We start from the raw sequence: 20,200 nt of genomic DNA, 5'->3' as shown, positions 1-20,200 counted from the left end.
TGCGTGGCAACGTCGCAAGGACGTCAGTGCATCATGTGCACGTTCATGTTGTGCATGACCCACAGGGTGCCGGCCACGATGATGCCGATCACCACGACGGTGAAGGCCGCCGCGTTGACGTTCCAGCGGCTCTCCGAGGAGCGGTCCAGGTGCAGGAAGAACACCAGGTGCACCAGCATCTGCAGCACGGCGGTGATCGCGATGACCACGCCGTTGACGCCTGCGGAGAAGTTGCCCGACATCACCATCCAGAACGGGATGACGGTCAGCACCACCGCCAGCACGAAGCCGATCAGGTACGACTTCACGCTGCCGTGGCTTTCGCCGCCGGCGCCATGGTCGTGTGCATGGTTGTCATGTGCCATTACAGCGCTCCATTGAGGTAGACGACGGAGAACACGCCGATCCAGATCAGGTCCAGGAAGTGCCAGAACAGGCTCAGGCACGCCATGCGGGTCTTGTTGGTGGGCGTCAGGCCGTACTTCTTCAGCTGCACGAACATCACCAGCAGCCACAGCAGGCCGGCGCTGACGTGCAGGCCGTGGGTGCCGACCAGGGCGAAGAACGCCGACAGGAAGGCACTGCGGTCCGGACCGTAGCCCTGATGGATCAGGTGATGGAATTCATAGACTTCCATGCACATGAAGCCGAAGCCCAGCAGCCAGGTGATCGCCAGCCACAGGTACATCTGGCCGACCTGCTTGCGGTGCAGGGCGATCATGCCCAGGCCGAAGGTCAGCGAGGACGTCAGCAGCAGTGCGGTTTCCCACGCCACGAACGGCAGTTCGAACAGGTCCTTCGGACCCGGGCCGCCGTCGGTGCCGCCCATCAGCACCACGTAGGTGGCAAACAGCGAGGCGAAGATGAGGCAGTCGCTCATCAGGTACACCCAGAAACCGAAGACGGTGTTGCCGCCGGTGTCGTGGTGCTCGTGGTCGTCATGGCCATGGGCCGCCGCATGCGCGGCGTGCCCGTGGCTCAGGGTCGAGGTATTGGTGCTCATGCCTTCAGCTCCGACTTCACCAGGCCCTGGGCTTCCAGGTGCTTGCGGTGTTCGTTCTCGATGCGTTCCACCTCGGCGGCCGGGACCCAGTAGTCCACGTCCTGGTCGAAGGTGCGGTAGATGAACGTGGCGATCATGCCGACGAAGCCGATGATGGCCAGCCACCAGATGTGCCAGATCATCGCAAAGCCGAACACCAGGCTGAAGGCACCGATGACCACGCCCGTGCCGGTGTTGCGCGGCATGTGGATGTCGGTGTACTTGGCCGGCTTCGGCCAGGCTTCACCACGCTGCTTGCGGTGCCAGAAATCGTCCAGATCGGTGACTTCCGGCAGCGCGCCGAAGTTGTAGAAGGCCGGCGGCGAAGAGGTTTCCCATTCCAGCGTACGGGCATCCCACGGGTCGCCGGTCAGGTCGGCGGTCTTCTTGCGGTCGCGGATGGACACGTAGACCTGGATGATCTGGCACAGGATGCCGGCGCCGACGATGAACGCACCGGCCGCGGCGATCAGCAGCAGCGGTTCGTAGGCCGGGTTGACCGTGCTCTGCATGCGGCGGGTCATGCCCATGAAGCCCAGCGCGTACATCGGCATGAAGGTCACGTAGAAGCCGATGAACCAGCACCAGAACGCACGCTTGCCCCAGGTTTCGTTCAGGCGGAAGCCGAACATCTTGGGCCACCAGTAGGTGATGCCGGCGAACATGCCGAACACCACGCCGCCGATGATGACGTTGTGGAAGTGGGCGATCAGGAACAGGCTGTTGTGCAGCACGAAGTCGATGGCCGGAATCGCCAGCATCACGCCGGTCATGCCGCCGATGACGAAGGTGATCATGAAGCCGATGGTCCACAGCACCGGAGTGGTGAAGTGCACGCGGCCGCGGAACATGGTGAACAGCCAGTTGAAGATCTTCACGCCGGTGGGGATCGAGATGATCATCGTCGTGATGCCGAAGAAGGCATTGACGTTGGCACCCGAGCCCATGGTGAAGAAGTGGTGCAGCCACACGATGAACGACAGCACGCCGATGCAGGCGGTGGCGTAGACCATGCCCTTGTAGCCGAACAGCGCCTTGCGCGAGAAGGTCGCGATGACTTCGGAGAACACACCGAACGCCGGCAGGACCAGGATGTACACCTCCGGGTGGCCCCAGATCCAGATCAGGTTGATGTACAGCATGGCGTTGCCGCCACCGTCATTGGTGAAGAAGTGCGTGCCCAGGTAACGGTCCAGGGTCAGCAGCACCAGGGTGATGGTCAGCACCGGGAAGGCGGCGACGATCAGCACGTTGGTCACCAGGGCGGTCCAGGTGAACACCGGCATCTGCATCAGCTTCATGCTGGGGGTACGCATCTTCAGGATGGTGATGAAGAAGTTGATACCGCTCAGCGTGGTGCCCAGGCCTGCAACCTGTAGTCCCCAGATGTAGTAGTCCATGCCGACGCTTGGACTGTATTCGATGCCCGACAATGGCGGGAACGCCAGCCAGCCGGTCGCGGCGAATTCACCGATCCACAGCGACAGCATGATCAGCACCGCACCGGACACGAACAGCCAGAAGCTGAGCGAGTTCACGAACGGGAACGCGACGTCGCGCGCACCGATCTGCAGCGGCACGGCCAGGTTCATCAGGCCGGTGATCAGCGGCATCGCCACGAAGAAGATCATGATCACGCCGTGGGCGGTGAAGATCTGGTCGTAGTGGTGCGGCGGCAGGTAACCCTCGGACCCGCCGACGGCGATGGCCTGCTGGGTACGCATCATGATCGCGTCGGAGAAGCCGCGCAGCAGCATGACGAAGGCGACGATGAGGTACATCACGCCGATCTTCTTGTGGTCCACCGAGGTGAACCACTCCTTCCACAGGTAACCCCACAGCTTGAACTTGGTGATCAGGGCGACAACGCCCAGGCCACCAAGAATCGCACCGATCAACGTCGTCAGGACGATCGGATCGTGGGGGATCGACTCAATAGAGAGTTTTCCCAGCATGTTCATTCTCCCGAGCCCGCGTGACCGGCATGGCCGGCTGCCGCGTGCTCGTCTGCGTTGTGTTCGGCCGGCTGCGCATCGCCGACGGCTTCGGCGGCAGCGTGGCCTTCATGGTGGTCCATGCCTTCCATGCCCTGCATGCCATCCATCGCGGCATGGCCTTCATGGCCGGCGGCGGCGGCATCGTGACCTTCGTGGCCGGCGGCGTCGTGGGACATCGCGGCGTGGTCATGCTTCATGCCGTAGTGGCGGTTGTTGCCCATGTGCTTGGCAAGAACCCAGCCGAACAGGCCTTCTTCAACCTTGCCGTAGTAGGTCACCGGGTACCACTCGGAATTCTTCGCTTCACCCAGCGCCTTGAAGGTGCCCTGGTCCAGGGTGTCCTTGCCGGCACGCACCTGGGCCAGCCACTGCTGGTATTCGGCATCGGTGACCGAGTAGGCGGTGAAGTGCATCTTGGCGAAGCCCGCGCCGCTGTAGTGCGAGGACATGCCCGGGAATTCACCGGTCTCGTTGGCGATCAGGTGGAGCTTGGTCTCCATCGCCGCCATCGAATAGATCATGCTGCCCAGGTGCGGGATGAAGAACGCATTCATCACCGTGTCGGAGGTGATCTTGAAGTTCAGCGGGGTGTTGACCGGGAACTTGATCTCGTTGACGACCGCCACCTTCTCTTCCGGATAGATGAACAGCCACTTCCAGTCCAGCGAGATCGCCTCGATGGTGACCGGCTTGACGTCCGAATCCAGCGGGCGGTACGGGTCCAGCGCATGCGAGGAGCGCCAGGTCAGCACGGCCAGCACCAGCACGATCATGCAGGGGATCGACCAGACCACCACTTCGATCGCGGTGGAATGCGACCAGTTGGGCTCGTAACGGGCCTTGGTGTTGGAAGCGCGGTATTTCCACGCGAAGACCAGGGTCATGATGATGACCGGGATGACGACCAGCAGCATCAGCACGGTGGCCGTGATCAGCAGGGTCTTCTCATCCTGGCCGATCTGGCCCTTCGGATTGAGGATGGCCACGGCGTCGCAACCGGTGAGCATCACCAGCAACGCGAACAACAGGCCCGGGCGCAACCAGCGCCCAAGGGTTTTCAACGGAATCATCGGTCGATCCAATTGCGAGGGAATGCCGTTCCCCGCCCTGCCTGATCCGGCCAAAGCCGGTCCCACCGGTCCAAGGGCCCGGCAGGAAGGTGGGGTGAGTCAGCCTTTCAATTTTAGGCCGTCACCGAGCATTTAAGAAAGGCATTGACAATGATCGGGCGCATGAATGACCCGATTCGGCCTGCGACACGTTGTCGCAGCGGGGTGCGCGCGGGCCGGGCGGAGCGCCCTGTCATGGGCCTGTCACCGCCCCGGCCCCTCAGCGCCCGCCGGTCGGGCCGGGCGCCGGCGCGTTGCCGGCCCCGATGCGGATCACCCGCCGCCCATCGGTGGAGCTGCGGGCGTTGGGCGGCAGCACGGTGGAGGTCACCCGGCCCCGGAAGTCATCGCGGCCCAGCCAGGTGTATTCCACGCAGGTGATGCCGTTGCAGACCTCGATGGTGTCGCCCACGCGCAGCCCGCGCCGGCCGGAGATCCGCGGAATGGGCGCATTGAGCTTGCGCTCGATGTTTTTCAGGAACACCGTCGTGGCCGGCTCCGGGAACGGAACCGACGCACTGCAGGCATTGCAGGTGTACAGGCCTGCCGAACCGGCCTGCGCCCCTGCCGAGAAGGCGACCAGCAGCGAGGCCGCCGCCACCGTGATTCCCTTACCCATTCCCATCTCCCAGCGTTCCCCCTGCCATAGGGACACAACATTGTTCGTAAATCCTGCTCGAAAGTTCCCGGGCCATCGCCTGTTCGCTGAGGCTCAGCGCGGCCCGCCGCTCACTCAGCTCATCTTCGCTGGTGAAGGCCGGGTCGATCCGCTGCAGGGTCAGCTCATAGGCATAGGCCAGCAGGGCATCGACATCCACCGCCCCGCCATACCGGTAGGCACTGGCCAGGCCGGCCACCCCATTGATGTTGCCGTTGCTGACCAGCGTCTGCAGGTAGTCGGCGGCCGTGCTTTTCCACTCCTCGGTGGCTGCAGTCTCGCCGATCACGTCAGATAGTGGCCCAATGATCTCTTCCGGTGCCCGGGCGTAGGCATACATGGCGTCTTCCGACCCCTGAGCGGCGGCGATCGCCAGCCAGGGCGCCTGGTAGACCGCACGGTCAAGCATCAGGGTCTGGCATTCGTGCAGCAAGCGCTCGGACGTGGCCAGGAACTGGGCCTCCGCCCCGACACGGCGCGCAGCCTCCACCTGCCCGTCGGCCGCCTCGGACAGCGCATTGCGGCAATCCCACAGGGTCAGGTAGATCGCGTAGGTGGCATTGGCGTCACCGGCATCGGAGCGCAACCTGAGCTGGTTCACATAGGTCAGGGCATCCCCCGGGGGCCGCGACGGGTAGAGGCCGACCCGCTGGTAGGCCTTGGCCCCCAAGGGTTGCACCCCGGCGCGCGGCATCGGCAGCGCCGCACCGGCCAGGGCACCGGCGTCGGCCGGGCTGATGCGCGTGCCCGGGCGTATCTGCGCGCCACGGACATCTTCGTCCGGAACCGGGTCATGCGCGGCCATGGCAGCGCCGCCCGCGAACAGCGCATGCGCGCCGGCGGCAGACGCGGCCAACAGCACCGCCATGACAAGCAGACCCCGCCCGTTCATTCCAGAAAACGCCCCATCCACGGCACCCGGGCCCGATCGGCCCCGGCCACTATAGGCAAAGTCGGCCGCCAGACTCCACAAACGGGGCCACGGAAGGCCCCTGGCCCTGTCCTTGGGGCGTTTCCGTCAGGCCCCCGTTCAGCCAGGGGCCGCGCCAGCGCTCACATCGCCTCGAAACGGATCGGGACCTGCACCGTGACCGGACCACTGCGGGCAATCGCGGTGGGCGACACCTCCCAGTCCCGTGCGGCCCTGCGTGCCGCTTCGTCAAGCCGGGGCTGGCCACTGCTGCGCGCGACCGACACGGACCGGACCCGCCCGTCAGCCCCCACCGCCACCGTCAGCACGACGGTTCCCCCGGGAATGCCCTCGGGCATGGACAGCGAACGGCGGGCCTGGCCGAGCAGTTCGAAATACACCCGCTCGTCCGGCAGCATGGGCACCATCGGCGGCGGCGGCGCGGCGGGCGTGCTGTCCGGTGCCGGGGGCTGGAAGATCACCGCCACACGGCGACGCTCGCCGGCCCCGGCGACCTCCCCTGCGGCACGCCAGTACGCCGCACCGCGGCGCGCGGCCTCGTCCAGCGCGGGGTCGCCACTGCTGCGTTCCACCAGCACCGAGGTCACCTGGCCCTGCTCCCATACGTCAACCGCCAGCAGCAGCTGCGCCCAGCGCCGCACCGGTGCCTGCAGCGGGATGTGCGTGTCGCCCGGCACGAAACCTGCCGCGCCCAGGTCGACCTGCACCTCCCCCAGCGCCCGCTCCATGTCGGGCGCGGACGGCGCGGCAGACGGCAGGCCAAGCCCCTCGCCCCGCACCACCAGGCCTGCTGGCGGCAGTGCACGTGCGCTGATGCGCATCTGGCCATCGGGCCCGCCCTGCGGCGCTTCCTCGAAGGGCAGCGGCTCATGCTGCGCGCGCACCATCGCGGCGCGCGCGCGCAGGATCGCCCGTCGGCCGTTGTCGGCCACGGGCAGGCGGCCCGCCAGCAGCCGCAGGTCCACCTCGGCCATCGGGCGCTGCGTCGCCGCCATGTCGCTGCCGAAGCTGTCCGTGCGCGTCGGTCGGCCCCGGCCCAGCCGTGCCGCCACCACCCAGGCCCCCACCGCCAGTTCCTCATCGGTATCGGCCTGCAGCGATGCATAGCTGTCCCACAACGGGGCGGAGCCCGGCATGTACGCGAACAGGGCCTCCAGGCCGGTCCGGATGCCCAGCAGGCCACGCATGGCCTGCGCTCCGGCCTGGAGCCCCGGCGTCCGGCGCGCCGTGTCCATGTCCATCCGCAGGTGCTCCACATCCCCCAGCAGCAGCTGCGTGGCCGCCCCGGTCGCCATCGGATCGATCGACCACAGCGCCTGCAGCACCGCGCGTTCGCGCGCCGCGCGCCCGCCAGCCCCATTGCCGCCGTCGGCGGCAGGTACAGCGGGCTGGCCTGGCGCGGTGAAGAAATCGATGTAGGCCTTCCACGCCTGCCGTGCCTGCCCGGATTGTTCCTCCGCACGTGGTCGCTGCATCGGCCAGGATTCGAGCGTATCGAGCAGTTCGTCGGCCTGCGCCATCTCCCCCCGCGCCGCCGCCCGGGCGATCGCCTCCACCTGCTGTGCCACATCGTGTTCATAGGCGCGGCGGCTCTGCCATTCCCGCTGCACCAGCGGGCGCCGGCGTTCCGGCGATTCCACCCGCACCTGCGTGGGCCCCATGCGCTGTGGCACCCGCTGCGTGGGAGCCACGCCGGTCACCACCAGCAACACGGCAAACCCCAGCCCCACGAATGCGCCGGCCAACAGGTAGCTGATCGAACGGTCTTTCCACGCCACCCACAGGAAGCTCAGGACCGCAGCGCTGCCCCCGAGCATCACCCCGGCACGGAAACCCAGGCGGCCATCACCGAGCAGGCCGGTGCTCCAGCGCTGGCCAAGCCACTCGATGCCGCCATAGGCGAGCACGCCCATCCAGCCCCACAGGGGCACCAGCAGCAGGAACACCAGCAGCGCGGCCAGCACGCCCAGCAGGATCTTCATGGCCGCTTGCCCAGGATGATCAGCGGCACGAACAGGATGAACAGCAACAGGCCCAGGACCAGCAATCCGCCCTGCAGCCCCAGCGCAAAGGCATCGCCCCAGCGGGGCTGTTCATGGGCCAGGTAATCGCGATAGGCCGGCATGCCCCACCCCATCACCCATCCCAGCAGCAGCGTACCGATGACCGACATGGCCACGCGCGTTCCCAGCCCGACAGGCCCGGCCAGCTGCTGGGCAGGCGTGGCCACAGCAGGCCTCCTGCCCCTTGCCTGCGTGGCCTGCGGGGCCACCGCCGCCTGCCGCTGCCGCCGTGCCACCTGCCCCTGCTGTCGCCGGCGGTCGGCGCGGTTGCCGCGCCCGCGCCCGGGCCGGGCGGCAGGTGCGGCGCTGGCAAGCAGTGCGGTGCGCGCGCAGGCCGCGCACGGCAGCCCGTCGAAATGCTGGTGCGTTGCATCCTTGCCGCAGGCCACCAGCTTGCCCGCCGTGCGCCGCGCATAGCGCGACAGCAGCCGGCCCCATTCCTCGGCCGAGGGGCGGCGCCGTGGCTGGCGTGAAAAGGCCCGGTCGAACAGGTCCCGGATCTCATCGGGAAACGCCTGGTGGCCACTGGCCAGGGCCGGCAGGATGCGCGCATCGGCCTTGCGGCCGTATGCATAGAGATGGGCGGCGATGCGCCCGGGCAGGTCGCTGGGCAGGTCGCTGCCCTGTGGCCTGCCGGCATAGGGGTGCAGGCCGGTGTTGAGCAGCTGGAACAGCATCACCGCCAATGCGAAGCGATCCTGTGCCTCCTCCTCGCCCGGTTTCACGCCCCGGCCCTGGAACTCGGCGGCCAGGTAATCGGCGGTGACCTGCCCGGCCGGAAAGCGCTCGCCCTTGCCCTGGATGCTGAAACCATCGCAATCCAGCATCGCCACGAACAGCGATTGCCGGTAGAAGCGCACGTTCAGCGGCTTCAGGTCCACCACGTAATGGCCGCGCCGGTGCAGCGCCGCCAGCATGACCGCCAGGTTGGCGGCCAGGGTCATCTTCGGCCCCAGCGCGGTGGGCAACCCTTCCGCCCGTGCCTGCCGTTCCTGCAGCACATGCTCCAGATCGCTGGTGGCGGCCACATCCAGGATCGGCATGGTGAAGCCCACGAAGCGGCCCTGCCCATCGCGCAGCATGCCGTTGGGCCAGGCGATCTGTACCTGCGCGCTGCCGTTGTCCAGCACCGGCGGCAGGTCCGGCTGCAGTTCCAGCATGGCGCGCACTTTGCGCTCGTACGCGTGCCCGTCCTTGCTGGAATGGTAAAGCTTGGCCACATCGCGTGGGCGCTCGTGCAACGTGAACACGCTGCCGGCACCACCGCTCTTGAGCAGGCGGCCAAGCGTCAGCGGCGAACGCCGCAGGTCGTAGAGGATTTCGCCGCTGCGCGACGGCATGCGCTCAGCCCGGCAATGCCACCAGCAACGTCTTGTCGTCGCCGGTGATTGCATCGGTGCGCGGGTCCGCCAGCGTCGCCTGCAGCGCCTGGCTGCCGTGGGCGACCTCCACGCCGTCCAGGTAACGCAGCACCGGGGTGATGAAGGGCGGATACAGCGCGGTTCCGCTGCGCGCCATCGCAAACGGCTGGACGCCATCGGACATCAGCACGACCGCCTGCACGGCCCCGTCGAAACGCGTCAGGCGCAGCTGCTCGCGCCAGCCCTCACCGGTAACGAACCAGGTTTCGTTGGCATATTCCCCATTGGCCGGCAACGACACGGCCTCGGGCTGCCCATCCGCGAACATGCAGGCGGCCACGCCATCACCGATATGGAAGAACCAGCCGCCCCGTGCATCGGCCACCACGCCGACCAGCGTGCAGGCGTGGTCGGCCAGTGATGTTCCCTGCCCGGATGCGTCCTCGGCCAAGGCATCGCGCGCCGTGCTGATGGCGGCCACGACATGGCCCCGCAGCACCTCGACCGGCCCGTGCAACGCCGCCGACGGCGATGCGAGCACCTGGGCCATGGCCGCCACCACCTGTGCCGACACCGCGCGTGCGCCGACCTCGCTGTGCGAGGCCGAGCCCGCGCCATCGCAGACCACCGCGACCAGCACCGACCCCGTGCAGGCCGAGGCAAACGCATCCTGGCACGGCTGTCCCCGGTCCAGGTGCGAGCGCCCGGTGGCCGATGCGGCCATCACCCGCCAGGCCATCGTCAGACCGGTACCTGTGACCAGCTGTCGGTGGCCGGCAACTGCACCTGGCCGCCCGGCGTGGAGTTGGACACCACCCGCATGCTGGCACTGAGCCACAGGAACAGTTCCTTGAACTGCAGGCCGTGCAGGCGCTTGACCCCACGTTCGCCATTACGGCTGAACTGGCCCAGCATGCCCATGTCGGCCTCGCCCACGGCAATCGGGAACACGGCCACCTTGTTCTGCTGTTCGCTGTCGCGGCACTGCCCGGCCACCGTCTCCCAGGCATCGGTGGGATGCCCGTCGGACATCAGGAACAGCCACGGGCGCGTATACGCCACGCCGGCCTGGCGGAAGCGCGCCTTTTCATCCTCGATTTCCTGCAGCGCCAGATCGACCGCCGCACCGGTGGGCGTGGTGCCATTGGCCGACAGCACCGGCGCGGTGAAATCCATGGCATCGCACCAGTCACCGCGCACCGCGGCCCGGTCCATGCCGCCATATTCCACCACCAGCACGCGTACGCGCTTGGCCGCGATGACATCGGCCTTCAGTTCCTGCTCCAGCAGCTTCAGGCCGGCGTTGAGCTGTTCAATCGGGCCACCGCCCATGCTGCCGGAACAATCCAGCACCAGGATCAGCGGCGTGCGCTGTTCACTGTTATCGACCAGCGATACATCGGGAATACCTGCGACGGACATACGAATGCGCCTCCCTGCTCATGGTTCGTCATCCCGATTATAGGCAGACGGGCGCTGCCCGGGGCCAGCGACCGCCGCCGGAGGTTCAGCTTGCGCCCTGCCCCGGCCCCGGTGCCCCCGCTGGCCGGGACGCTGCCCGCAGGCGCCCCACATCCCGTGCGGGCGACATGCCGAACAGCCGGCAATAGTCACGACTGAACTGCGAAGGGCTGCTGTAACCCACCTCGAACCCGGCACTGGCGGCATCCATGCCGTCGGCCACCATCCGGCTGCGTGCCTCCTGCAGGCGCAGCTGCGTGCGGAATTCGATGGGGGTGAGCGAGGTCACCGCGCGGAAATGCAGGTGGAAGCTCGAACGGCTCATGCCGGCCACCTCCGCTGCCTGCTCGATGCGGCAGGCCTGGCGGAAATGCGTGCGTATCCACAGCACCGCCCGCCCGATCTGGTTCAGGCGGCTGTCGGCCTGTGCCATATGGCGCAGCGTGCCACCGGCCGGCCCGGTCAACAGCCGATAGTGGATTTCGCGCAGCACCAGCGGCGCCAGGGCCGGCAGATCCTCGGCACGGGCCAGAAGCGCCACCAACCGGGCAGCGGCATCCAGCAGTTCCGGCGAGGTTTCATTGACCGAAAGCGCGGACGCGGGAACGGCTGCATCCAGGCGGGCCGGGTGGCGCATGGCCAGATCCGCGATCTCGCGCATGTCCAGGTCGATCTGCACGCACAGATAGGGCTCGGCATCGCTGGCCTCGATCACCGCGCCCATCACCGGCTGTGCCACCGACGCGATCAGGTAACGCGCCCGGTCATAGTCGTAAAGCGCAGTTCCGGCACTCACCCGTTTGCGGCCCTGCACCACCAGGCAGACCGTGGGATCGAACACCACCGGCATCGGCTCGCTCGGCGCCGACCAGCGGATCAGCGTCACCCCGGCCACCGCCGTCGGGAAAGTGCCATCGGTGGGTATCTGGCGTGAAAGGAGATTCACGAACTCCGTCAGTGGCGTCATCGGCGTCATCGCTTCCCGGGCTACGGCATTTTTCGCATGAACCCCCATGGCAGGGAAGCCGTTCGTCCGTATCGCCGGACGATCGTGCAAGCATCCGGGACGAGCGTTCTACCGGCCACCGCCCGCCCGGGGAGAGCATGGCCACCGCGCGGTCCAGCACGATCCAGCAGTGGATGACCCTCGGGCCGCCGCCCCTTCCGGGGAGAGGGCAACGCGTGGACGACACCCCACGCCCCGCTCCCCTGCCCACACCATCCCGGGAGCACCCGATGAAATACACGCAACTTGGCAATACCGGCCTGATCGTATCGCAGCTGTGCCTGGGCACCATGACCTTCAGCAGCGGCACCGGCGTCTATGCCCACATCGGCGCGGTCGACCAGCAGGGGGCTGATGCCCAGGTCAAGGCCAGCATCGAGGCCGGCATCAACTTCTTCGACACCGCCGACATCTATTCAGGCGGGGAAAGCGAACAGACGCTGGGACGATCGTTCCGCAACCTGGGCATTGCACGCCGCGAGTATGTCCTGGCCACCAAGGTGGCCGGGCGCATGGGGCCGGGCAAGAACCAGGTCGGCGCCTCCCGCGGGCACATCATGGATGCGGTGGAGGCCAGCCTGAAACGGCTGGGCACCGACCATATCGACCTCTACCAGGTCCACGCCACCGACGCGCTTACCCCGCTGGAAGAAACCCTGCGCGCGCTGGACGACCTGGTGCGCCACGGCAAGGTTCGCTATATCGGCGTCTCCAACTGGCATGCCTGGCGGCTGGCCACCGCGCAGGGGATCGCGGCCCGGCAGGGGCTGGCCCGCATAGAGAGCGTGCAGGCGTACTACTCCGTGGCCGGTCGCGACCTGGAGCGCGAACTCGTACCACTGCTGGAAGCCGAAAAAATGGGCCTGCTCATCTGGAGCCCGCTGGCCGGTGGCCTGCTGTCAGGCAAGTACAGCCGGGAAAATCCGTCACCGGCCGGCGCACGCCGCTCCGGGTTCGACTTCCCGATCGTCGACAAGGAGCGCGCATGGAACGTCATCGACGTGCTGCGCCCGATCGCCGATGCCCACGGCTGCAGCCCCGCCCGGGTGGCCCTGGCGTGGCTGCTCGCCAAGCCGGTGGTGAGCTCGGTCCTGATCGGCGCCAAACGGCTGGACCAGTTGGCCGACAACATCGCGGCCGTGGACCTGACCCTGAGCGCAGCGGAAATCCGCCGCCTCGACGAGGTCAGCGCGCTGCCGCCGGAGTATCCCGGCTGGATGGTGCAGACGCAGAGTGCGGACCGCCTTGGCGAAACGGATCTGTGGGAAGCCGCGACCGTCCCTGTCGCCTGACGCCGGCAGGCGCCCACCATCGCAATCACACCCGCCATGAAGGAAACCACAGGATGAAACCACACCCCTACCTTGGCATGTGGGTCACCGCCGATGGCCGCATCCGCCAGGAGCTGCGCGCCGATGGCCGCTATGACGAAGCACGCGGTACGCGCCGCAGCGCCTACCAGGGACGCTACGTCATCGACGGTACTCATATCGACTACTGGGACGACACCGGATTCACCGCCGATGGTGAGTTCGTCAGTCACGACGAACTGCATCATGGCGGGATGGTGTTCTTCCGCGCGTAACTCCCCCCGCGCCCAGGAGCGTACAAGCCTGGGCGCCGCCTAGATTCCCATCAGCGCATCCCACCGGGGATTGCGCCATTCACTCCAGGGGTGCCTGTCCAGCGCACAGGTAAAAGCGGTCGAGTGGCTTCGACCGTCCCGGTCTGCAACGATCGTCCCTTGCAACAGGTAATCGTCGTACGCCAGCCGCAACGGCTCGGCCAGATACACGGCTGCGGGCGCGGCATGCCCCGCGGCCTCCCCTTCGAACCGCCGGATGCCCCCCAGCTCCAGTGTTGCTCCGGATGCCTGTGAGACCAACCTGAGATCCTGGAGAACAACAGGCTCGCCCGCTTCATCCAAACCCCCGATCCACAGGCGATAAGGCGACGAACGTACCTGCGGCCGCGCGGGCGTGAAGCTTCCACTCAGCCGGACATCCAACGCGACCGTATCCGCGCCACATGACCGCTCGTGATAGTCATCGTAGGAATACCGATCAAAAAGGAGTACGAACAGCACCGCTGCCGCCGCCAGTGATGCCAACAGCAACCACACTGTCTTTCGACGATCTACCTTCATCCTTGAATCCTCGGCTTGATAATGGACAGAGTGCCTGTCCGTCGGCTTCCAGGCCATGGAATACCCGCACCACCGGCCGTTTCACTTTTCCGCTATCGCATCGCGGGCTGCCCCGCATCACCGCTGCAGTGGGCTGCAGGGTTAGGGGACGTACACCTGGATGACATCGTACCGATAGCCGTTCGGGGCTTCGTGGATGTGCACCTGGAGGACGAGATCACTCCTTCCCTCTTCTTCCGTATAAAGATCAACCAGAACATTCCAGAATTCCCCGTACCAGATGCAAAGGGAGGAATTCCAGGACTCTTCCGGCAATGCCTTAAGGTGTGCGCCGTATGCACGAATATACTCCTGCGCGCTCGTCCAGACATCCGCAGCTCGAAGGGGGACCTGCGGCAGCAATGGTGCCTGTTCCTTGGCCAGAGCATCCACGATAGCGGCCAGCGTAGGCCGCCAGACCTGCGGGACTGGCCCCTCATCTTCCCCGTTCTTTGGAACAGCCATCCCATTCACAGAGTAAACCTCGATTGACGAGCGGTCGCCGTGCCTGATTGCTGCATATGCCGATCTGCATGTCCTTTTTCTGCAAGCACACGTTCAATCCATCGATCATCGACCGAGTGCATCGCCTTCCTCAAGCCATGACCTTGGCCGCAGTGGGATGAGTGCAATGGGCAACGGAAGCGGCACGTGGCGCTCACGCATCACCTACAAGGAAGGCGTATACGCCAAGAGCATCGGCTCAACCAGATCCAGGCCTTCCTCCAACCGCCCCTCTTCCAACATCTCCGTTGCAATCAGGGCGATCTCCACTCCTGCTGCATCCTGCTGCCCAGGCGAAAGGAGTGCCAGCAGGCTCAACAGCTCATGCCGTTCGATGCAGTGGTGTTCGAACAGCCATCGAACCAGGCTCAGGTGATGCTTCTGCTCATATCCGGAAAGCACATGATTGCGTGCCATCCAGACAGCTGCACGAATGCATGCATCCAGGTCGGAACGCGACAAGCAGGAAGCAACATCAGCATCGATGGCAGCAGGAACCTCAACGTCACCAGACCAGTAGCCTGCCACCACCCCGGGATCCAACATGCGGGACGACCCGAGAAGCCCGGCTCCGGTCATGCCAGCAAGCAGCGAATAACTACGACTGTCCACCGAGCCCCCTTTTGCCGACGTTGCCATGGCAATGGTGCCTGCACCATTCACAAACCGACACTACCGGACGGCCAGGCAAGTGGAAATCCCTTCCACGGCCATTCGAACACAGGTCTGATCAATCACGAAGCTGCAACCGGAGTTCATCACCAACCCTGAGGTGTAGGTCAATGCAAAGACCGCCTTGTGCGTGGACCTGACAAAACGCGGATCATCGCCCAGGGACATGCAGATGATCTGCCCACCACCATACCCTTCGAACCGACATGAGAATGGCTGTCCGGTGTCCAGCCAACGCTCAAAATCCCTGATGAGATCAACCAGCCACTCACGCCTGAAAATGACCTGCTGAAGCACGACACCGAAGTCCGGAGCGGTCCCCTCGTAGGATTGCGTCTCAGCCCGTGCCCAGTAATCTCCGGAGATCCTGATGCGGAACACCATCTCAGGTCCGGAATCGAGCATCAGCTCACACTCAAGGAGTTCCATTCCTCGATTCGAGGGAAGCAACCACCTGCGATCATCCGTCTGTATCCTGCTGTCCATAGGGCTCCGGGCTCCAGCTCATCACGCATGTCCACACTCAAAGCAGCACCCACGTCTGCAAGGCACCTTGATGCCATGCAATCGCCCCCGTACTGCGATCCCGCCAGCGTGATGTTCGCCTGGCCACGCCCCCGTTCGACACCATCGAGCAGGTGCAGGAAAAGGCCACTCGTTGGCTATGGACGTACAACTACGAGCGTCCCAACATGGCACTCGGCGGCATCACACCAATGCAGAAGTTGGCATCGGCTGCATAGCTCCACTTTTGGCGAACGCTAAAAGCGGGGGGGGATTACCGGGCTTTTCATGCAACTGACGCCGGAAACAGGAGTCGAGCCTGCGGCCTTCGCATTACGAACCAAGCCATCTGAACCCCAGCAACTGATCTAGGCAACCCGCGTCCGGGGAGAGAGTTCAGCATGGACCTCCCCCATGCCAAGCCATTAGAGAATCACAACTACCGCTCAACGCCGAGCATGAACATAACAGAATTTCCCATTGAAACACAGGAAATAGAGCCACCTAAAGATGGTCCAGAGCCGGCCGGACGCTCAATCACGACTTTCCAGACAGAATTCTCAATCCCCACACCCTCGTCCCTAGCAACCAATTCAATAACTGAGTCCCCCATAGAAAGAACAAGCCCCCCCTCGGAATCGAGCTCAACCCCAGAGATTTCAAGGCCAATCTTTCCATAGACCTCGGGGAGAAATGCCGCCCTACCCACAAAGAAATCAACATTGCCGACATTACCGGAAGATACGAGGCCATTACGGACAGTGGCCGCACATGAGAAGCTCAGATCCACGTACAGCGATTTATCAGGGCACGCCGATGCATTGATGAACCTCAACGCCACCTGAAGGCTACTTACATTGAATGAATCAAGATATGAACCAAGCAGCATGCCCTCCAAGCTTGAGCGCGCAGCTACCACATCAACTTCCATCTTCTCGATTCGCGTCATCACGGTTTCTCTCGATAGGAAACATGACTTCCCGTGCGCTGCTGATCCCTGGGAATATTGCCAAACTCTTACCATCCTCAGGATTTACGGTCTGACGCGGGTTACCTTCTCGCGTCACCGACACTGTGGGTGGATGCTTTTCCCTCCGTCCATGACTCTAACCTCCATCCTCATAGACGGAACATTGTGAAGCATTCCCGATTCCGTGCCAGCGTCGTTCGATATCCACGTTCCCATGTACCCAGCATCCTCCAGCGCCGCCCTGGTGTCAGCAGGGCTATCTCCAACCTTCACCCCGGCAACGGTGCGACCTTGCACCTCCGATACCGCAGCCCTGGCAAAGGGGATAGCAATCGATCGTAGAATTCTTGAGAAAGCTGAAAGTTACGCTTCGCTGCGATTTCAACCAACGGCAGAAGCAAATGGAATGAGACCGACATCTTCATTTCACTTCAACTGTGGATCTCTCGATCCAGCACGATTTCCGGATCTGACCATACTGTCAAGATTCTCTTCGAACACCTCACCATCTTCAATGTAAAGCTGAACTTCATGGTCGGATGACAACCGAATGTCCAGCACCCAAACTTGCGGCGCGTCAGCAAGCGCTTCGCACAGATCATCCGTAGACACCTCTAACGGGCTGTTCACCATGCGCTCTCGAAGGTGATTCAAGATCGCTTGTGAATTCGCTCCCGACGGGACATCCAAATCCAACAGCAGCCAAATATCATTCGTACTGAAGTTCTCTCTTAATGCCTCAACCACCCTGTCCCCCGTGATTGGGAAGCCCCACGCCTTCATCATCATGACTATCCGTCTCCGTACCGACGCTGCAACTATCAGCAAGCCCAATATTGGTAGGCCTATCTGGTTCCCACATACATCCAGCTATCGATTCTTCCGAAAAAATGGCAGTAGCATGAAGGGCTGCAGGATTAGGAAGACTACAACAGTCAGCAACGCTCCCTTATACAATCCGCCTCCGTATCCGAAGATCAACCCAATACCCAGTGCGACGACCAACGCCGGAAGCTCTGCGAACAGAAGCAACTTTAGCTTTTTCATCCGACCACCTTATTTGATCCGACCTTCGACTTTCTTTTGTACAGCAGAGACCCCGCTCCCTTTTGCAATGTCAGCGGCACGACCAGCAGCGGATGCCGCACCCTGAACTGCAGCAGCGCCGCCAGCCCCACCAACGGCTTGAGTTGTGTTGATTATGTGGTTTCCGATTCCTTGTGGCGACGTCGGACTTGCCGCCGACATATTTTCAGCAATCAGCGGTGAGAACAATGCGCCTGGTGAGAGCGGATGACATTGGACGGGGTCCGTAAGTGGCGATAGAGCCAACTTAAGACAGGATGCAGGGCGGTGTTTGGATGCGGATCGTCCGCTAACGATGCCTAATGTCTGCGACGACAGAGCACAAACTTGCTCCGAACGCTGAACGGAAAAACCTACTGCCCTACGCCGTCGGTTCGCGCATCCTGACTGTCGACGCGGGGACCCTCGGCGAAGTTCAAAAACTGAAGCACGATCTCCTCCAGATTGAGCGCTCCACCGCAAGCGATATAGCGCCCATCCGAAATCTCGGACTGAATCCAATCTACTTCCGAACGATCAATGCGCGTCCTGGGCAGCGAATATTCACTCAACTCCGTGTTCACCAGGTCGACAGTAAGAATCCACCCTGGGTTATCCAAAGTGTCTATCTTGATACCATAGGAATGCTCCCAATCTTCGTCACAGTGATTCGAGTACCATCTTTGCAAAAGCGCAATCGCAGTGTCCATAAATAATCTCAGCTCCGCTTTGGCAGCTCTTCTGGGAGCGCCGGACGCGGACGGTATTCATCAAACATGCCACATGGTTGAGATGCTCCTGACTCGCCACGGGCAGGTCCGCGCCCTTGGGCAAGAACTGGCATGGCAGGCCATTGGCGCGCTCATTGCTCCGGCGTTGTCAGGGTGAGCATACGAATGCATTAACCAGCCAACAAGCTCGCAACAGCCGCTGCAAATGATGCGGTGCACAGTATGAGTATCCCGTAAATCAGTACGACCGGAGTCTTCTGGGAAACAGCGTATGCCACATACGCCTCTTTTGGACTGCGGCCGGCTACCAAGGCGAGCACTGCGAGCTCTCCAAGGGCGGCAATACTACCGCCGCCTGCCCCCAGCGCAATCCCTCGCCAGTCGTCATCAGGAAGAAAGCCAAATTGATAAATAGCGATACCAGCCAATAGACCGCCTAGGAAAAACCCATTGGCCAGCCAGATTGCTGCGCGATTCTCCCTGACAAGTGTCGCGACGCGCTTTCCATTGCAAACCCGGGGAACCCAGCGCGAAAGGGCATGGCAAAAAAGGATGGCCAAGAAACCACCAGCAAGACCACTGAATACCGGCCTGATTGATTCAAATTCCATTCCATCGCCTGCTACTTGTTGACTCTCTTTTCCGTGTAAGACGAAGCGGCATCAGCCGCAGTCTGACCCACCTTCTGCCCAGCCGAGGTGCTTGGTTCAACTATCTTGCCACCTTGCTGCATGGCAGCCTGGGTCGTCTTGCCGACATGACCGGCCAAGCCATTACTCGCCGCCATGCTTTCAACCTTTGCGACCGTACTGAGCCCAACCTTTCCACCAACTCCACCGCCAACTGCTCCAGCGACCGCAGCAACAACGACTTCTTTGGCACTCACTCCTTCCCCAGTCAATGCGCCTTCGGCTACTTTTCCAGTGGCGCCAGCGGCGCCACCAACTGCCGCTACTGCAACAACTGCACGTCCTGCCGTGACTGTGCCGCTCACTGCAGCTTTGCCAATCACTCCACCCAATCCACCAGTGACAGTACCGACAGCACCCGCAACTGCCACGGAAGTCCAACTGGTGACCTTCCCTTCCGTAGCAATTTGTAAACCTGCTTCAATACCGGCACCAATTAGAGCGCCGACAACACCGAATCGACCATCCGGATCGTTGAACTTATAGGGGTTGTTGTAGGCGTATCCGTAGCGGTTGAGATGTCGCCAATCGCCGCTGTCATAAGCGGCCACCGGATCGACCGACAAGAAACATCCGCAACTCCGCAAGCAGGTCACTCTGGAGATCATCCCCCGCTCGTTAAGCAAGGCAAGCCATTCGACTCCGCTGCGACTAGCAAATTCCGCCACTGCCGCTTCTTCGCCGTGTGGTGACAACCTGTCGCCGGACGGCTTCATGTGGCATTGATCGCCGACAGAACGACTTCAATCCCAACATCTGCACATATCCTCAGCGCCCGCTCCCGCGCCTCCGCCGGAGAGAGTCGCTCAGCCATCCTCATCGCTTCAGCTGACAGTCCCGCATCGAACGAGATCTTGTTCACCACGTCCTCCTGAACACGGCGATGCAGCTCGACAGCGGGCCCGAGCTTCATTTTTCTCTCGGGGTGCAGCGCACTTGAAGCTTCATGTCCGTCCAGCGCTTCGTAGTAGTAGAAATTCGAGTACTTCTCAATGAAAGCTTGGGCATCAACGGAACCCAACGCAAACTCTCTCACAAGCTTCGTCATCTCAATGATCGCAGCTTCAGTTTCCATGACTTACGTTACTCCAACTCATTGTTTGATCGGAAGCCAGGGAGTTCCGTCGGCATTGGTTACACCGGGAACATGACCATGCGGTTGCTGGGTGCGGGGATCAGGATGAGTCGATGGCTTGTGCCCGCCATCTATTCGAACCCCAGTGGGCTGACCGTCGGGCCCTTTTGCCTGAAC

22 protein-coding genes and 4 pseudogenes are annotated in these 20,200 nt (G+C 63.3%); 3 read left to right on the top strand and 23 right to left on the bottom strand.

All coding sequences use genetic code 11. The features are described from left to right. Nucleotides 1-23: 23 nt before the first annotated feature. The 12 genes and pseudogenes from cyoD to Q9R17_RS14295 form a co-directional block, all read right to left on the bottom strand. Nucleotides 24-365, bottom strand: coding sequence for a cytochrome o ubiquinol oxidase subunit IV (gene cyoD / locus Q9R17_RS14350; RefSeq protein ID WP_308155273.1), 342 nt, complete (start codon nucleotides 363-365; stop codon nucleotides 24-26). Beyond that, a complete protein-coding gene (gene cyoC, locus Q9R17_RS14345; RefSeq protein ID WP_308155272.1) occupies nucleotides 365-1,003 on the bottom strand; it encodes a cytochrome o ubiquinol oxidase subunit III in 639 nt (212 codons plus the stop codon). The genes cyoD and cyoC overlap by 1 nt, the downstream gene beginning before the upstream one ends. Further along, nucleotides 1,000-2,997 carry a cytochrome o ubiquinol oxidase subunit I gene (gene cyoB, locus Q9R17_RS14340; protein WP_308155271.1) on the bottom strand — a complete coding sequence of 666 codons (1,998 nt, stop codon included), beginning with the start codon at nucleotides 2,995-2,997 and terminating at the stop codon, nucleotides 1,000-1,002. The genes cyoC and cyoB overlap by 4 nt, the downstream gene beginning before the upstream one ends. 2 nt (nucleotides 2,998-2,999) lie before the next feature. Then, nucleotides 3,000-4,109, bottom strand: a complete 1,110-nt coding sequence (gene cyoA, locus Q9R17_RS14335) for a ubiquinol oxidase subunit II (protein ID WP_308155270.1) — start codon at nucleotides 4,107-4,109, stop codon at nucleotides 3,000-3,002. A gap of 259 nt (nucleotides 4,110-4,368) precedes the next feature. After that, nucleotides 4,369-4,767, bottom strand: a complete 399-nt coding sequence (locus tag Q9R17_RS14330) for a hypothetical protein (protein ID WP_308155269.1) — start codon at nucleotides 4,765-4,767, stop codon at nucleotides 4,369-4,371. Beyond that, the gene (locus tag Q9R17_RS14325; protein WP_308155268.1) at nucleotides 4,760-5,674 is read right to left on the bottom strand and encodes a hypothetical protein; all 915 of its coding nucleotides are present in this window, start codon (nucleotides 5,672-5,674) and stop codon (nucleotides 4,760-4,762) included. The genes Q9R17_RS14330 and Q9R17_RS14325 overlap by 8 nt, the downstream gene beginning before the upstream one ends. A 185-nt stretch (nucleotides 5,675-5,859) precedes the next feature. Then, entirely contained in the window at nucleotides 5,860-6,198 is a 339-nt protein-coding gene (locus Q9R17_RS20520; protein WP_343238801.1) for an energy transducer TonB, read from the bottom strand. Further along, nucleotides 6,199-6,357: pseudogene (locus Q9R17_RS14315) on the bottom strand (TonB family protein); the annotation flags it as partial. It abuts the gene before it with no gap. 1,358 nt (nucleotides 6,358-7,715) lie between these two features. Beyond that, the gene (locus Q9R17_RS14310; protein WP_308155267.1) at nucleotides 7,716-9,140 is read right to left on the bottom strand and encodes a hypothetical protein; all 1,425 of its coding nucleotides are present in this window, start codon (nucleotides 9,138-9,140) and stop codon (nucleotides 7,716-7,718) included. A 4-nt stretch (nucleotides 9,141-9,144) separates the two neighbouring features. Beyond that, nucleotides 9,145-9,885: a PP2C family serine/threonine-protein phosphatase gene (locus tag Q9R17_RS14305; RefSeq protein ID WP_308155266.1), complete on the bottom strand. Its 741-nt coding sequence runs from the start codon at nucleotides 9,883-9,885 to the stop codon at nucleotides 9,145-9,147. A 17-nt stretch (nucleotides 9,886-9,902) separates the two neighbouring features. Next, nucleotides 9,903-10,583: a VWA domain-containing protein gene (locus tag Q9R17_RS14300; RefSeq protein WP_308155265.1), complete on the bottom strand. Its 681-nt coding sequence runs from the start codon at nucleotides 10,581-10,583 to the stop codon at nucleotides 9,903-9,905. Between the two features lie 85 nt (nucleotides 10,584-10,668). Then, entirely contained in the window at nucleotides 10,669-11,589 is a 921-nt protein-coding gene (locus tag Q9R17_RS14295) for an AraC family transcriptional regulator (protein WP_308155264.1), read from the bottom strand. A gap of 269 nt (nucleotides 11,590-11,858) precedes the next feature. On the opposite strand from Q9R17_RS14295, the gene Q9R17_RS14290 reads away from it, so the two are divergent. Further along, complete coding sequence (locus Q9R17_RS14290) at nucleotides 11,859-12,920, top strand: aldo/keto reductase (RefSeq protein WP_308155263.1); 1,062 nt, start codon at nucleotides 11,859-11,861, stop codon at nucleotides 12,918-12,920. 27 nt (nucleotides 12,921-12,947) lie between these two features. Then, nucleotides 12,948-13,213, top strand: a pseudogene (locus Q9R17_RS14285) (Atu4866 domain-containing protein); the annotation flags it as partial. 39 nt (nucleotides 13,214-13,252) lie between these two features. Here Q9R17_RS14285 and Q9R17_RS14280 read toward each other — a convergent pair. From Q9R17_RS14280 to Q9R17_RS14265, 4 genes are all read right to left on the bottom strand, one after another. Continuing rightward, nucleotides 13,253-13,774, bottom strand: coding sequence for a hypothetical protein (locus tag Q9R17_RS14280; protein ID WP_308155262.1), 522 nt, complete (start codon nucleotides 13,772-13,774; stop codon nucleotides 13,253-13,255). A 141-nt stretch (nucleotides 13,775-13,915) separates the two neighbouring features. Continuing rightward, the gene (locus tag Q9R17_RS14275; RefSeq protein ID WP_308155261.1) at nucleotides 13,916-14,206 is read right to left on the bottom strand and encodes a hypothetical protein; all 291 of its coding nucleotides are present in this window, start codon (nucleotides 14,204-14,206) and stop codon (nucleotides 13,916-13,918) included. A 276-nt stretch (nucleotides 14,207-14,482) separates the two neighbouring features. Further along, complete coding sequence (locus Q9R17_RS14270; RefSeq protein ID WP_308155260.1) at nucleotides 14,483-14,956, bottom strand: hypothetical protein; 474 nt, start codon at nucleotides 14,954-14,956, stop codon at nucleotides 14,483-14,485. Between the two features lie 33 nt (nucleotides 14,957-14,989). After that, complete coding sequence (locus Q9R17_RS14265; RefSeq protein ID WP_308155259.1) at nucleotides 14,990-15,418, bottom strand: hypothetical protein; 429 nt, start codon at nucleotides 15,416-15,418, stop codon at nucleotides 14,990-14,992. A gap of 176 nt (nucleotides 15,419-15,594) precedes the next feature. Between Q9R17_RS14265 and Q9R17_RS14260 the strand changes: the two are divergent. Then, nucleotides 15,595-15,732: pseudogene (locus tag Q9R17_RS14260) on the top strand (integrase core domain-containing protein); the annotation flags it as partial. 200 nt (nucleotides 15,733-15,932) lie between these two features. On the opposite strand, the gene Q9R17_RS14255 reads toward Q9R17_RS14260, so the two are convergent. The 7 genes and pseudogenes from Q9R17_RS14255 to Q9R17_RS14225 form a co-directional block, all read right to left on the bottom strand. After that, nucleotides 15,933-16,442: a hypothetical protein gene (locus tag Q9R17_RS14255; protein ID WP_308155258.1), complete on the bottom strand. Its 510-nt coding sequence runs from the start codon at nucleotides 16,440-16,442 to the stop codon at nucleotides 15,933-15,935. 447 nt (nucleotides 16,443-16,889) lie between these two features. Then, nucleotides 16,890-17,252 (bottom strand): hypothetical protein, encoded by a 363-nt coding sequence (locus Q9R17_RS14250; protein WP_308155257.1) that lies wholly within the window; start codon nucleotides 17,250-17,252, stop codon nucleotides 16,890-16,892. 650 nt (nucleotides 17,253-17,902) lie between these two features. Continuing rightward, nucleotides 17,903-18,238 carry an immunity 53 family protein gene (locus Q9R17_RS14245; RefSeq protein WP_308155256.1) on the bottom strand — a complete coding sequence of 112 codons (336 nt, stop codon included), beginning with the start codon at nucleotides 18,236-18,238 and terminating at the stop codon, nucleotides 17,903-17,905. A 55-nt stretch (nucleotides 18,239-18,293) separates the two neighbouring features. Further along, nucleotides 18,294-18,416, bottom strand: a pseudogene (locus Q9R17_RS14240) (IS30 family transposase); the annotation flags it as partial. A 13-nt stretch (nucleotides 18,417-18,429) separates the two neighbouring features. Beyond that, the gene (locus Q9R17_RS14235) at nucleotides 18,430-18,870 is read right to left on the bottom strand and encodes a hypothetical protein (RefSeq protein WP_308155255.1); all 441 of its coding nucleotides are present in this window, start codon (nucleotides 18,868-18,870) and stop codon (nucleotides 18,430-18,432) included. 11 nt (nucleotides 18,871-18,881) lie between these two features. Then, nucleotides 18,882-19,664, bottom strand: a complete 783-nt coding sequence (locus Q9R17_RS14230; protein WP_308155254.1) for a hypothetical protein — start codon at nucleotides 19,662-19,664, stop codon at nucleotides 18,882-18,884. Next, nucleotides 19,661-20,023, bottom strand: a complete 363-nt coding sequence (locus tag Q9R17_RS14225) for a hypothetical protein (RefSeq protein WP_308155253.1) — start codon at nucleotides 20,021-20,023, stop codon at nucleotides 19,661-19,663. Before Q9R17_RS14225 ends, Q9R17_RS14230 begins: the two co-directional genes overlap by 4 nt. Between the last annotated feature and the right edge of the window lie 177 nt (nucleotides 20,024-20,200).

It is taken from the genome of Stenotrophomonas sp. 24(2023) (assembly GCF_030913365.1).
Taxonomy (GTDB): Bacteria; Pseudomonadota; Gammaproteobacteria; order Xanthomonadales; family Xanthomonadaceae; genus Stenotrophomonas.
This window is presented reverse-complemented; position numbering and strand designations above follow the sequence as displayed.

Excerpts from the sequence above, each read along its gene's own strand:
- Q9R17_RS14225 (WP_308155253.1), bottom strand. The coding sequence starts at position 20,023 with ATGGAAACTGAAGCTGCGATCATTGAGATGACGAAGCTTGTGAGAGAG.
- Q9R17_RS14310 (WP_308155267.1), bottom strand. The coding sequence starts at position 9,140 with ATGCCGTCGCGCAGCGGCGAAATCCTCTACGACCTGCGGCGTTCGCCG.
- Q9R17_RS14245 (WP_308155256.1), bottom strand. The coding sequence starts at position 18,238 with ATGGACACTGCGATTGCGCTTTTGCAAAGATGGTACTCGAATCACTGT.
- cyoA (WP_308155270.1), bottom strand. The coding sequence starts at position 4,109 with ATGATTCCGTTGAAAACCCTTGGGCGCTGGTTGCGCCCGGGCCTGTTG.
- Q9R17_RS14230 (WP_308155254.1), bottom strand. The coding sequence starts at position 19,664 with ATGAAGCCGTCCGGCGACAGGTTGTCACCACACGGCGAAGAAGCGGCA.
- Q9R17_RS14325 (WP_308155268.1), bottom strand. The coding sequence starts at position 5,674 with ATGGCGGTGCTGTTGGCCGCGTCTGCCGCCGGCGCGCATGCGCTGTTC.
- Q9R17_RS14280 (WP_308155262.1), bottom strand. The coding sequence starts at position 13,774 with ATGAAGGTAGATCGTCGAAAGACAGTGTGGTTGCTGTTGGCATCACTG.
- Q9R17_RS14250 (WP_308155257.1), bottom strand. The coding sequence starts at position 17,252 with ATGATGATGAAGGCGTGGGGCTTCCCAATCACGGGGGACAGGGTGGTT.
- Q9R17_RS14290 (WP_308155263.1), top strand. The coding sequence starts at position 11,859 with ATGAAATACACGCAACTTGGCAATACCGGCCTGATCGTATCGCAGCTG.
- cyoB (WP_308155271.1), bottom strand. The coding sequence starts at position 2,997 with ATGCTGGGAAAACTCTCTATTGAGTCGATCCCCCACGATCCGATCGTC.
- Q9R17_RS14295 (WP_308155264.1), bottom strand. The coding sequence starts at position 11,589 with ATGACGCCACTGACGGAGTTCGTGAATCTCCTTTCACGCCAGATACCC.
- cyoD (WP_308155273.1), bottom strand. The coding sequence starts at position 365 with ATGGCACATGACAACCATGCACACGACCATGGCGCCGGCGGCGAAAGC.
- Q9R17_RS14270 (WP_308155260.1), bottom strand. The coding sequence starts at position 14,956 with ATGGCAACGTCGGCAAAAGGGGGCTCGGTGGACAGTCGTAGTTATTCG.
- cyoC (WP_308155272.1), bottom strand. The coding sequence starts at position 1,003 with ATGAGCACCAATACCTCGACCCTGAGCCACGGGCACGCCGCGCATGCG.
- Q9R17_RS14255 (WP_308155258.1), bottom strand. The coding sequence starts at position 16,442 with ATGACGCGAATCGAGAAGATGGAAGTTGATGTGGTAGCTGCGCGCTCA.
- Q9R17_RS14265 (WP_308155259.1), bottom strand. The coding sequence starts at position 15,418 with ATGGAACTCCTTGAGTGTGAGCTGATGCTCGATTCCGGACCTGAGATG.
- Q9R17_RS14305 (WP_308155266.1), bottom strand. The coding sequence starts at position 9,885 with ATGGCCGCATCGGCCACCGGGCGCTCGCACCTGGACCGGGGACAGCCG.
- Q9R17_RS14330 (WP_308155269.1), bottom strand. The coding sequence starts at position 4,767 with ATGGGTAAGGGAATCACGGTGGCGGCGGCCTCGCTGCTGGTCGCCTTC.
- Q9R17_RS14300 (WP_308155265.1), bottom strand. The coding sequence starts at position 10,583 with ATGTCCGTCGCAGGTATTCCCGATGTATCGCTGGTCGATAACAGTGAA.
- Q9R17_RS14235 (WP_308155255.1), bottom strand. The coding sequence starts at position 18,870 with ATGGAATTTGAATCAATCAGGCCGGTATTCAGTGGTCTTGCTGGTGGT.